We start from the raw sequence: 12,228 nt of genomic DNA on the forward strand, positions 1-12,228 counted from the left end.
ACCCATACTGCCAGGAGGTTTCAACGATGAAGCTGACCCAGAAACTCTCGATCCTGATCACCGCGGGTGCGGTGCTGGCCACCACCGTGGCCTGCGGCGGCGGTAACGACGCGGGCGGTGACGGCGCCACCGGCACGATCACCTTCACCTGGTGGGGCGGTGACGACCGGGCGGTGAAGTACAAGGAGGCGATCGCCCTGTTCGAGGCCGCCAACCCGGACATCAAGGTGAAGACCTCGTTCACCGACTTCCCGAACTACTGGACCGCGCGTTCCACCGAGGCGGCCGGGCGGGCGCTGCCCGACGTGATGCAGATGGACCTGTCCTACCTGCGCGAGTACGCCGAGAACGATCACCTGGCGGATCTTTCCGGGCTCTCCGACATCGACACCTCGGGCTTCGACGAGGGGCAGCTCAACGCCGGGAAGGTGGACGAGAAGCTGCTGGGCCTGTCGGCCGGCACCAACACCTTCGCCCTGTTCGTGAACCCGGCGGTGGTGGAGAAGGCCGGGGTCGAGCCGCTGGCCGAGGACTACACCTGGGAGGACTGGAACGCCTGGATCCTGGACGTCCAGAAGGCCGGGGCCGAGCAGAAGGGCCAGCCGATCACCGCCACCGCGGACTACCGCGGCACGCTCTGGATCTTCATCCAGTGGCTGGTCCAGAAGGGCGTCGACCCGTACACCGCGGACGGCAAGATCGCCTTCACCCAGGACCACATCAAGGAGTTCCTGGCCCTGGGCGACGGCCCGAACCAGGCCAAGGCGTTCTCCAGCGCCAACCGGATCACCCAGCTCAAGCCGAAGAGCCCGTTCCTGGTCTCGGAGCAGGCCAGCGAGCTGAACTGGGACAACTTCACCGCCACCTACGTCACCGACATGGACACCGAGATCCAGCTGCTGCCCCCGCCCAGCGGCGCCGACGGCACCAAGGGCATGTTCTGGAAGCCCTCGATGCTGCTGTCGGTGGCGAACAACTCCGAGCGCAAGGTGGCCGCCGCCAAGCTCACCGACTTCCTGCTCACCGACCCGGAGGTGGGCAAGATCTTCGGCAACTCGCGCGGCGTGCCCAGTAACACCGCCCAGCGCGAGGCCGTGGTCTCCGAGGAGGGCAGCCCGGACGCGCTGACCACCGCCTACGAAGAGGCGATGACCGAGCACGTGACCGCCGAGACACCGGTCCCGATCAAGGGTTTCGGCACACTCGAGGCGACCTGGCTGCGTCTGGCCGAGGACCTGTCGTACGGCAAGATCTCCAACGACGAGTTCGTCGAGCAGTGGTGGGCTGAGGCGGAGATGGCCACGCTGTGAGCGTCCTGGAGAAGCCGGCTGCCCCGGCTGCGGCGGCACCACCCCAACCGCCGAAGCGCTGGAAACGCCATGAGGTGATCGCCGGCTACGGGTTCCTGACCCCGTGGCTGATCGGGTTCTTCGGCCTGACCGCGGTGCCGATGCTGGCCTCGCTGTACCTCTCGTTCACCCGGTACAACCTGTTCGGGGCGCCGGAGTGGATCGGCCTGGACAACTACCTGCTGCTGTTCGAGGACCCGCAGTTCCGGCAGGCGGCCAAGGTCACCCTGATGTACGCGGTGATCGGAACCCCGCTGAAACTGGCGGCGGCGCTGGCGATCGCGATGCTGCTGAACAGCAAGCGGCGGGGCCAGGGCTTCTACCGCTCGGTGTTCTACGCGCCCTCGCTGATCGGGGCCTCGGTCTCGATCGCCATCGTCTGGCGGGCGCTGTTCATCGACGACGGCATCGTCGACCGGATCGGCTCCGGCGTGGGCCTGGACTGGGGCGGCTGGATCGGCAACCCCAGCCTGGTGATGCCGATGTTCGTGCTGCTGACCACCTGGCAGTTCGGCGCCCCGATGGTGATCTTCCTGGCCGGCCTGAAGCAGGTGCCCAACGAACTGTACGAGGCGGCCGCGGTGGACGGGGCCGGGCGCTGGCGCAAGTTCGTCAGCATCACCCTGCCGATGCTCTCGCCGGTGATCTTCTTCAACCTGCTGCTGGAGGCCATCCACTCGTTCCAGATCTTCAGCTCGGCCTTCATCATCTCCAACGGCACCGGGGCGCCGGCCGGGTCCAGCCTGTTCTACACGCTGTACCTGTACCTGCGCGGTTTCCAGGACTTCCGGATGGGGTACGCCTCGGCGATGGCCTGGGTGCTGGTGCTGGTGGTCGGCGCGCTGACCTTCGTGATGTTCAAGACCTCGAACGCCTGGGTTCACTACGGAGGTGACGAGCGGTGATCTCGAAGAAGACCCTGGGTTCGATCGCGTGGCACCTGGGTGCCCTGGCCATCGCCGTGGTGGTGCTGTATCCCGGTGCCTGGATGCTGCTCTCGGCGTTCAAGCCGACCAACCAGATCGTCGGTTCGGTCAGCCTGATCCCGCACGACGCGAGCTTCGACAACTTCCGCACGGCGCTGAACGGCATCGCCGGGGTCTCGTTCTGGAGGTTCTTCCTCAACAGCGTGATCCTGGCGGTCGGGGCCGTGGTGGGCACCGTGCTGTCGGCCTCGGTGACCGCCTACGCCTTCGCCCGGATCGACTTCCCCGGCCGCAAGCTGTGGTTCGCGCTGATGATCGGCACGCTGCTGCTGCCGTTCCACGTGGTGATCATTCCGCAGTACATCATCTTCAACAATCTCGGCCTGGTCGACACCATGGTGCCCTTGCTGATCGGCAAGTTCCTGGCGGCCGAGGCATTCTTCGTGTTCCTGATGGTGCAGTTCATGCGGGGCCTACCGCGCGAGCTGGACGAGGCGGCGTTCCTGGACGGCGCCGGGCACGTGCGGATCTTCCGCTCGATCACCCTGCCGCTGATGAAGCCGGTGCTGGCCACCGCGTCGATCTTCGCCTTCATCTGGAGCTGGAACGACTTCTTCGGGCCGCTGCTCTACCTGAAGAACTCGGACCTGTACCCGCTTCCGGTGGCGTTGCGGTTGTTCGTCGACCAGACCTCGACGTCGGACTACGGGGCGCAGATGGCGATGGCGGTGCTGGCCCTGGCTCCGGTGATCATCTTCTTCCTGGTGTTCCAGCGCTACCTGATCGGTGGCGTGGCCACCACGGGACTGAAGGGATGAGGCGTCCTTCGTTCTCGAGGGCCCGGCGGGACCAGACCCTCGCCGGCCCCTCCCCCGCCTTCGCCCTGCTGGGCGAGACTTTGGTGACGGGTGTGCTGGTGGCGGTCGCGAGTTTCGGGGTGGTCACGGCCGTGCCGGCCCTGGTCCTCGCGGTCCGCCAGCTGCGGGCACACCTGAACGGCGAGAGTTACAGCTTGAGGACGTCTCTGCGCGAGTTTGTTCCTGCGGTGAGGGCTTTCGGTGTGGTCGGGACGCTGGCCCCGGCGGTGCTGCTCGTGCTCTGGCTCAACCTGATGATCGTCGAGCACGTGCAGTTGCCGGGCGCGGCACTGGTTTCCACGGTGAGCTACCTGGGCCTGTTCTTCGTGACGGTGCTGATCCTGCGGATCGTGGGCTCGACCACCTCGGCCGAGTTGCCCTGGCTGGAGCAGATCCGGGTGGCCGCCCGGCGTACCGCGAACGATCCGGTCGGCACCGCGCTGCTGCTGGGCGCGGCGGCCATGGTGGTGGCCATCACGCTGATGCTGCCCGCGCTGTTCATCGTGGTGGGTGGATTGCTGGCGCTGGCCGCGCTGGCCGTGGAAGCCCGCTCATAGGCCGGTTCCCAACGGCAGCGTGAAGCCGGCGTGGTTCAGCAGGCGCGGGTCGTGGGTGGAGGTGATCACCAGCGACCCCGCCTCCACCCCGGCCAGCACCGCGTCGATCACCCGGCGGGCGTTGTCGTCGTCCTGATGCGCGGTCGGCTCGTCCAGCACCACCAGCGACGAGTCGAGCAGCAGGGCCCGGGCCACGGCCACCCGCTGCTGCTCCCCGATCGAGCCCTGCCCCACCGGACGCTCGGCCAGCACGTCCACCCCCAGCCGGTCGAGAATCTTTTCGGCCTGGGTGGTCTCGACCGCGAGCCGGGCCGCCAGCAGCAGGTTCTCCACGGCGGTGAGCTGTTCCAGCAGGGCCAGCCGCTGCGGCACCACGGCGATCTGCCGCCAGTCGGTGATCTCGGCGGTGGGCCGGCCCTCCAGCGTCACCGTGCCCTGCTCCGGGCGCTCGAAGCCGGCCAGCAGGTGGCACAGCGTGGACTTCCCGGAACCGGAGTGCCCGGTGAGGGCAACCAGCGTTCCGGAATCTGCGCTGAGTTCGACGTCTTTCAGTACGCCATGGCTAACGTCCCGGACGCTCAGCACGGATTCTCCTCCGGGGCCTTGAGAACCACTTGGCCGTCGACTATCTGCATCCGCGCCCGGCGGGCCGGGAACAACTTCAGCGCTTCGGGAGACAGCTGAATCCGGCCGGCCGAGTCGATCACCGCGTCGGCCTGCCGGGGTTCGGCCGGCTCAGAGCCGGAGCGCTCGGCCGAGAGCACGCCGTGGCGTAGGTGCAGCACCCGCGGCAACCGGCGCAGCGCGCGCGGATCGTGGCTGGACAACACGCAGGTGGTGCCCTGAGCGGCCACCTTGGTGAGCGCCTGCAGTACCCGCTCGGCATTGCCGTCGTCCAGCTCGGCGGTGGGTTCGTCCGCGACCACCAGATCGGGCGCGTGGGTCAGGGCCGCGGCCACCGCCAGACGCTGCTGCTCACCTCCCGAGAGGCGGCTCGGCGGTGCGTCGGCGCGGTGGGTCAGGCCCAGCAGGTCCAAGGCTGCGACCGGCTCCAGGCCGCCGGTGCGGCCCCGGATCTGAGCGGTCTGGTACAGGTTCTCGATCGCTGTCAGGTGCGGGAAGAGGCCGTGGGTGGGGCGCTGCGGAACCCACGCGATACTGCTGCGCCGCAGCCGTTTCAAGGTCGAGTCCCGGGCCTCGGTGACATCGGTACCGAACAGGGTGACGGTGCCGGCACTGGCCCGGTCGCGCAGGGCCAGGATCGACAGCAGCGTGCTCTTGCCACCGCCGGACGGCCCGGCGATCGCGGTGATTCCGCCGGGCGGGAAGTCGACGTCCACCCCGCGCAGGGCATGTACCTCGCCGGAGACCGCACGGTAGATCCGGACCACGTTGCGTAGGCCCGCGGTACTGGTTTCATTGGTCATCGCGCAGTACCTCCGCGGGTTTCAGGGTGGCGGAGCGACGAGCTGCCACCCGGACCGCCGCCGCGGTGACGACCGCAGCGGCCAGCACGCTGAGCAGCAAGGGGCCGATCGGGAGCTGCATGCCCAGGGCTGGGGAGAGCGTGGGACCGGGCTCCACCAGTCGCGGCAGCAGAACCATCACCAGGCCGAACGGCACGACCAGGACCGCGAGGGCGGCCAGACAGGTCAGGACGAGTTCGACGGCACGCAGCCGGATCAGCCGCGCGGGTTTGACCCCGAACCGGCGCAGCACCAGATCCACCGGGGCGGCCCGTGCCACCCGCCGGTCCACAGCCACCAGCACCGCCAGCCCGGCCAGCGCGAGCGCGGCCACGCCGAGCACCGTCTGATAGGTGGCGGCCCAGCCGCTGGAGGTGAGCGCCGGGGTGGCCTCGGCCTGCTCGATCGAGGTCACCGACAGCGGGGTGATGTGCAGCCCTTCGAGGTGGTTCTCCAGGGCGTCGGCCGGGCGGGTCGACCAGAGCCAGGTGCTGAAGGTATTCTGGTCACCGTCGAAGGTGCCCTCCACGAACAACTTCCCTTCCCGGTCGGCGGCGATCCTCGGCAGCAGTGACCGGGCGTCGAAGACGATGGCTGAACGGGTCGCCCCCGGGAACGCGGCGGCCTGCCCGTTCACAGCGAACTCGATGTTCCGGTTACCGATCGCGACGGTGCCGCCGCTACCGGGTTCCCGGCCGGGCAGGCCGACCATCAGTGCCGGGACGAATCCGACCACGGGTTCGTCGAACACCGACAACGCCTGCCGGGCCTCGGCCAGTTCGGCACCTTCTCCCCAGAGGGCCACCTCAGGAAAGGTTTCCGGGTTGATCACCAGGACATCGACATTGGCCCGGCCCGGCCGCAACAGGCCCGGGGCGCGCCAGAGCACCGACAGGTCCTCGCTCAGTTCCGGATCCAGGCCGTCTGCGCCGCCCAGGGCCCTGGAGCCCGGGATCTGGGCCGCGCTCACGGCTCCGGCCAGCACCGAAGTCTTGTCGTGCACGGAAGCGTGGACCACGCTGGCCGAGACCAGGCCGTAGGCAAGCACTCCCACCCCGATCGCCAGGATCACCACCAGGTCGGTCACCGCCACTCCGGTGTCCCGCAGCCCACGCAGGACCAGCCGGTCGACGCTACGGCCTTGGGGCCGGGCCCGGTTCAGGGCCTTCGTGACCAAGGGAGCCAGCCGCACCAGCAGCAGGCTGCCGCTGGCCAGGATCAGGATCGGCAGGACGGACGAGAGCGGGTCGGTGTAGGAGGCCCGGCGGTCCCGGGCCAGCACGTCGAGCACCGCCAGCGCCGTGGCTCCGATCAGCAACGGCAGCCAGGGCCCGCGACCTGCCGCCCGGCCGGTGAAGGATTCGCGCCCGGCCAGCCGGCGGCTGATCGAGCGGGCCTGCAGCAGCGTGACCACCGCGTTGCCGACCAGGGTGAAGGCGACGACGAGAGCGACCGCCCCGACGGTGTCGACCAGCGCCCCCAACCCCAGATTGCGCTGCGGGCCGAAGATCTCGAAGGCGAGGTAGGCCACGGCACCACCGGTAGCAGCCCCGATCACGGCCGGTAGCGTGAGCTCCAGGGCTCCGGTCAGGACCACTCGGTGCGGCGGGGTTCCCAGCCCGACCAGCAACTCGGTCTCACGGCGACGACGCTGGGCCAGCGCCCGCAGGGCCATGACCACCGCCGCCAGTCCCAGGGTCGCCCCGGCCAAGGCGATACCGCGCCCCTGCTGAGCGGCGGCGCGGGCATCGTCCTCAGCCTGGGCCTGCAACTGCGGCAGCCCGGTCTCGACCCGGGCAACTGCGCCCTGACCAGTCACCGCGACCCGCAGATCGCCCGTCGGGTCGGACGCACCACGCTGCAGATCCGCGGCCGCGGCCGCTGCGTCCCGGAGGCGCTCCGGCAGGCGCCCGGAAGGGTCGAGCCCCGCGAAGAAGGTCAGGTACTTCAGCTCGTCGGCGGCGGTGAGTGCAGCCTGCACCGTTTCCGGGTCGCCGATCATCAACAGGGCCGGGAACGGGCACCCGGTCGGATCGCTCGGCAGCCGCGAAGCAATGGACGAGAAGTATCGCCCAGCCGGCAGTCGGCCGTCCGCAGCGGTGCGGTAGGTACCGGCCAGGACGACTGCCGACGCCCGGGTGGGCGGGACACCCGGCTCATCCTCCGCCGGGATCGATTCGCAGGGGGGTACCTCGCCCGCGAACGTCTTACCGACCTTGAACTCGTCTCCTGGCTTAAGCGCGAAGTCTTCGGCCACGCTGTCGGGCAGCCACAGCCCCTTGGCCCCACGCTCGCCCTGCACCACCTCGAGCGCCTCGATCGCGCCGGTGCGATGGAAGACCATGGCCGGCCGGCGCTGGCCGTCGATTTCCAGGAAAGGAAGCGGATTACCTTCCTGGAGCTGGTAGCTCGCGGGCCACACCGAGGTGCCCGTCGGGCCCAGCCAGGGCACCTCTTCCAGAAGTCTGACGACCTCGGGCCGGGTCTCGTCCCAGATCCGGCCGGTCAGCACGATGTTCACGGCTGCCTGCCGGCCGGCCGAGGAGTTGGCCGGCACCGTCGCCAGCTTGCGCTCCAGCGAACCGGCGGCCGTCGACCGCTCGAACAACGGCCCGGCCGCGACCAGCCCGGCCAGCAGAGCCACGCTGGTGGTGATCATCAGGGCCAGGGAACCGCTGCGCAGCAGGCGCCCCGGCGCGCGGCGCAGCAAGGGCCAGTTGCGCCGCATTCGATCTTCACCTCGTCATCGGCTGTCTACGTTGCCTTTGTCGGGCAAGTAGAACAAAACGACTCGACGATCGGCATCGCTTATGCGAATCGTTACCTCTTTCAAGGGTTTACGGCACCCTTCTTCACCTTGCCGTACGTTTTTCACTCCCACCGCAAGTGCGGATACGAGCAGGAACAGTGGACGTTGGGCGCCCGTTTGTTGACAGTTGACATGCCTGGTCCGCAGCATTAGGGGTTGCCCTAGGCCAGGTGCGGTGCCCGACCACCGCCGGACGAGGATCATTTTTCCGTGAACGACACGAAGCAGGCCCGGCTCGACCGCGAGAGCACGTTCTCCCGCCGCACCGAAACGGTCCTGCGCGACATGATCCTCGACGGCCAGATGGCCCCGGGCGAGCGGATCAACGAGGTCAGCCTCTCCCAGGCACTGGGCATCAGCCGGGGCCCGCTGCGCGAGGCGATCCAGCGCCTGGCCGCCGAGGGCCTGCTCACCGTGATCAGCCACCGCGGCGCGTTCGTGCGCACCTTCGAGCAGTACCAGGTCGAGGAACTGTACGAACTACGCACCGCGCTGGAATGCCACGTGGTGCGCCTGGTCTGCGAGCGCGCCTCGGATGAGGACATCGAGGGCCTGAGCGACCTGGTGCGTGAAACCGACGAAATGCTCGCCGCCGCCCCCGACTCCGCCTACCCCGCCGATCACGACCTGCACTCGCGACTGATCGCGCTGTCCGGGAACGAGGCGATCGGCCGGGCCACGCTGGAGGCCCAGCGCCAGATCCTGCTGGCCCGCCGGATGTCGGCCAAGGCACCAGCCCGGGCCCGCGACGCCCTCCACGAGCACCGCGCCCTGGTCAAGGCCATTCAGAAGCGCGACGCCGACCAGGCCGGCAAGGCCATGGCCGCACACCTGGCCGCCGCCCGCCGGGGCGCCCTGGAGGCCCTCGGCTTCACCAGCGACTGACCTTGCCCTGACAAGCCCACCAGGCCGCCGGCCGGTTGACCCCACCGGTCGCTCGACCCCGCCGGTTGATTGGCCCCTCCGGTCGCTCGACCCCGCCGGCCTTGACGACCTGTCCGCGGATCTGCCACCCAACCTTGGCGAGACCGTGCCAGCCCAGTCCTCCCCACCCCCTGGCTGCTACCCGGGCGAGTTCACGACAACGCGTAAACAAAGTGTCTATGGCAGCACTTTGTTTACGCGTTCCCTGGAATCGCCCGCACAGGACCCGACCAACGAACCGCTCACGATGTGCCCAGGTGGTCCACCTGGTACCAGGCGTACACATCATCTGAATGTCCCCGCCCAGCAGCAGGCCTGCTCGCTTGGCCTCACCGATCGGTGGCGCACCACCCCTGGCGAGCCACCTCTGGCGAGCCACCTCTGGGCTCCGCCGTACCGAGGCACCGTTGTACCGAGATCCCCTTGTGCCAACGCTCCCTTGTACCGAGCCTTCCTTGTACCGAGACTCCGGTGCGCCCGGACTTCCGGGCCGTTTGCCCTCGTTCTCCCGTTCCTTCCAGAAATCGAGACTTGTCTCCCGCCCCAGACCATCGCCGGGCCGATCCACCCGTTCGCAAAATGTGTACACCTGGTACTGCTTGCACCGAAGCGACACCTGCGTGGGGCTATCCCCCGGCTCGGCACCCCGAATTGGGCCTGGACGGGGCTTGATCATCGGGCACGCCCTCAGGATCGCCCCCGGATCGGACGAGGTTCTTCACGCAACCGCCGTCGACCGTCACCCGAACAGAAGCACTGCCATGACTTCCTCCCGCAACAACCCCCGCGAATTGGGGGCATCCGTCCGGATTTGCCAGGCGGAAATGACCGTCGGTCGTAACGTGCGTGTTGCGCGTCACCGCAAACTGTTGACAGTTGTCAGTCGACGGTTGAGTATTGCCGCACGGCAGTGACGCCGCCCACACAGTGGGAGGCGGCTGCCACCGGATTCAGATCAGGCCGGCGCCGCGCTTGATCCAAACCGCCCGAGGCGGAACGGATCACGCGTGGCACGGGACTAAGGACGGATCGATGACGACCACACGCCGACTGCGCGATTTGCTCGGTTCCGAAGGCCCGCCGCTGATGCTTCCGGGCGCCCCCAACGCCCTGACCGCTCGCGTGGTCGAGGAGGCCGGTTTCGAGGCGGTCTACGTCTCCGGCGCCGGGCTGACCAACACCTATCTGGGCATGCCGGACCTGGGCCTGCTGACCCTCTCCGAACTCACCGCCCACGTCGCGGCGATCGCCGACACGGTGGCGATCCCACTGGTGGTGGACGCCGACACGGGTTTCGGGAACGCGCTCAACGTCCAGCGCACCATCCGGATGCTGGAACGGGCCGGAGCCGCCGGGATTCAGCTCGAGGACCAGGTAAGCCCCAAGAAGTGCGGTCATTTCGCCGGTAAAGAGGTGATCACGCAGCAGGAGATGGTGGGCAAGATCCACGCCGCCGTCGACGCCCGCAAGGACGACGACCTGGTGATTGTGGCTCGTACCGACGCGATCTCGACCGAAGGGCTGGGCCGGGCCCTGGAGCGGATCCAGGCCTACCGCGACGCCGGCGCCGATGTGCTCTTCGTCGAGGCCCCGGGCGATCACGAGCAGATGGCCGCGATCGTGCGGACGGTGCCCGGCGTCCACATGGCCAACATGGTCGAGGGCGGGCTGACCCCGATCACCTCGCGAGAAGATCTGGAGAAGCTGGGCTTCCGGGTCGCGCTCTACGCCAATGCCACCATGCGCGGCGCGGTGGCCGGGATGCGCACCGTGCTGCAGCACCTGGCCGAGCACGGCGACACCCGCGAGGCCGGCGAGCTGATGATCAGCTGGCAGGACCGGCAGGCGCTGGTGCGCAAGCCCGAGTTCGACCGTCTGGAAGCGCTTTACGCCGCTGGCGAGTCCGATACCCGAGGAGGAGCCGCATGACGATGACCTACGACCTCCGGCTGCACGGCGGCCAGGTGTTCCTGCACGGCAACGGCCTCACCAAGGTCGACCTGCTGATCCAGGACGGCCGGATCGCGGCGATCGTGGAGCCCGGCTTCGAGGCCGCGGCCCGCGAGACCGTGGAACTGAACGGCAAGCTGGTGCTGCCCGGCGCGATCGACCCGCACGTGCACCTGGGCAAGGACATCCGGGTGCCCAAGGACAGCGACGACGCCCTGCTGGAGTCCGCCTCGGCGGCGGCCGGCGGGATCACCTCGATGCTCGTCTACCTGATGAGCGGCGAGTCCTACAACGGCGTGGTGCCCGGCGCCCAGCAGGTGATGGAGAGCGACTCGCACGTCGACTTCGGCTTCCACATCTGCGTGGGCTCGCAGGACCACGTCAAGGAGATCCCCGGCTACATCACCGACTACGGCATCTCCAGCTTCAAGTTCTTCATGAACTTCCGCGGCGAGGAGGGCGCGTACCTGGGCCTGCCGGGCAACGACGACGGCTACATGTACGACGTGCTGGGGATGGCCGCCGACCACGGCGCGATGATCAACCCGCACCCGGAGAACATCGAGCTGGTCTGGAAGCTCAAGGGCCGGCCGATCGACGAGAGCCGGGGCCCGCTCGCCGCCTGGAACGCCTCGCGCCCCTCCTTCGTGGAGGCCGAGGCCGTGCAGCGGGTCGCCTACATGGCCTCGGTGACCGGCGCCTCGGTCTACGCCGTGCACACCAGCAGCACCCTGGCTCTGGAGGCGATGCGCCGCCAGCGGGAGAGCTACGGCAACCTGTTCGTCGAGACCTGCACCCACTACCTGACTCTGACCACCGACTCCCCCGCCGGTACCTACGGCAAGGTCAACCCGCCGCTGCGCGAGACCGGCGACCTCGAGAGCCTCTGGGAAGCACTCGCTTCCGGTGAGCTGGACACGGTCGGCTCGGACCACAACGCCCGGCACCGCTCCTTCAAGGAGAAGGACATCTGGAAGGCCAGCGCCGGCTTCCCCGGCACCGGCGGGGTGCTGCCGCTGACCCTGGCCGAGGGCCTGCGCCGCGGGATCCCGCTGGAGCGCCTGGTCGATGCCACCTCCACCCGCTCCGCCCAGCTGTTCGGCCTGTACCCGCGCAAGGGCACGATCCGGGTCGGTTCCGACGCCGATCTGGCCGTGGTCGACCTGGACGGCTCCTACACGATCAACGCCGAGACCCAGCATTCCGGCGCGGAATACACCCCCTGGGAAGGCACCGAGGTGCCGCTGCGCATCGTCCACACCATCGTCCGTGGCCACTTCGCCCTGCGCGACGGGGTCCTGTCCGAGACCACCACCGGCACTTACTTGCGCCGTGAGACCAGCGGGGCCACCGCACTCGCCACCATCGCGAAGGAGGACCAGCAGTGACC

The 12,228-nt window shown here is 68.7% G+C and carries 10 protein-coding genes; 7 read left to right on the forward strand and 3 right to left on the reverse strand.

The features are described from left to right. The first annotated feature begins 26 nt into the window (after window positions 1-26). From LR394_RS35605 to LR394_RS35620, 4 genes are read left to right on the forward strand one after another with little or no spacing between them, the layout of a single operon-like run. Window positions 27-1,310 carry an ABC transporter substrate-binding protein gene (locus LR394_RS35605; protein WP_231449090.1) on the forward strand — a complete coding sequence of 428 codons (1,284 nt, stop codon included), beginning with the start codon at window positions 27-29 and terminating at the stop codon, window positions 1,308-1,310. Next, window positions 1,307-2,254 (forward strand): carbohydrate ABC transporter permease, encoded by a 948-nt coding sequence (locus LR394_RS35610; RefSeq protein ID WP_231449091.1) that lies wholly within the window; start codon window positions 1,307-1,309, stop codon window positions 2,252-2,254. The genes LR394_RS35605 and LR394_RS35610 overlap by 4 nt, the downstream gene beginning before the upstream one ends. Beyond that, window positions 2,251-3,093 carry a carbohydrate ABC transporter permease gene (locus tag LR394_RS35615; RefSeq protein WP_231449092.1) on the forward strand — a complete coding sequence of 281 codons (843 nt, stop codon included), beginning with the start codon at window positions 2,251-2,253 and terminating at the stop codon, window positions 3,091-3,093. Before LR394_RS35610 ends, LR394_RS35615 begins: the two co-directional genes overlap by 4 nt. Further along, the gene (locus LR394_RS35620) at window positions 3,090-3,689 is read left to right on the forward strand and encodes a hypothetical protein (protein WP_231449093.1); all 600 of its coding nucleotides are present in this window, start codon (window positions 3,090-3,092) and stop codon (window positions 3,687-3,689) included. Before LR394_RS35615 ends, LR394_RS35620 begins: the two co-directional genes overlap by 4 nt. Here the strand turns inward: LR394_RS35620 and LR394_RS35625 are convergent. From LR394_RS35625 to LR394_RS35635, 3 genes are read right to left on the reverse strand one after another with little or no spacing between them, the layout of a single operon-like run. Then, complete coding sequence (locus tag LR394_RS35625) at window positions 3,684-4,274, reverse strand: ATP-binding cassette domain-containing protein (protein WP_231449094.1); 591 nt, start codon at window positions 4,272-4,274, stop codon at window positions 3,684-3,686. The two genes, LR394_RS35620 and LR394_RS35625, sit on opposite strands and share 6 nt — an antisense overlap. Then, window positions 4,268-5,116 carry an ABC transporter ATP-binding protein gene (locus LR394_RS35630; RefSeq protein ID WP_231449095.1) on the reverse strand — a complete coding sequence of 283 codons (849 nt, stop codon included), beginning with the start codon at window positions 5,114-5,116 and terminating at the stop codon, window positions 4,268-4,270. Before LR394_RS35630 ends, LR394_RS35625 begins: the two co-directional genes overlap by 7 nt. Further along, entirely contained in the window at window positions 5,106-7,883 is a 2,778-nt protein-coding gene (locus LR394_RS35635) for an ABC transporter permease family protein (protein ID WP_231449096.1), read from the reverse strand. The genes LR394_RS35630 and LR394_RS35635 overlap by 11 nt, the downstream gene beginning before the upstream one ends. Window positions 7,884-8,174: 291 nt before the next feature. On the opposite strand from LR394_RS35635, the gene LR394_RS43440 reads away from it, so the two are divergent. The 3 genes from LR394_RS43440 (at window position 8,175) to LR394_RS35650 (ending at window position 12,226) form a co-directional block, all read left to right on the forward strand. Further along, window positions 8,175-8,849, forward strand: coding sequence for a GntR family transcriptional regulator (locus LR394_RS43440; protein ID WP_231449097.1), 675 nt, complete (start codon window positions 8,175-8,177; stop codon window positions 8,847-8,849). Between the two features lie 1,071 nt (window positions 8,850-9,920). Continuing rightward, a complete protein-coding gene (locus LR394_RS35645) occupies window positions 9,921-10,817 on the forward strand; it encodes an isocitrate lyase/PEP mutase family protein (protein ID WP_231449098.1) in 897 nt (298 codons plus the stop codon). Further along, a complete protein-coding gene (locus LR394_RS35650) occupies window positions 10,814-12,226 on the forward strand; it encodes a dihydroorotase (RefSeq protein WP_231449099.1) in 1,413 nt (470 codons plus the stop codon). Before LR394_RS35645 ends, LR394_RS35650 begins: the two co-directional genes overlap by 4 nt. Window positions 12,227-12,228: the final 2 nt, after the last annotated feature.

It is taken from the genome of Kineosporia babensis (assembly GCF_021129305.1).
GTDB classification, from domain to species: domain Bacteria; phylum Actinomycetota; class Actinomycetes; order Actinomycetales; family Kineosporiaceae; genus Kineosporia; species Kineosporia babensis.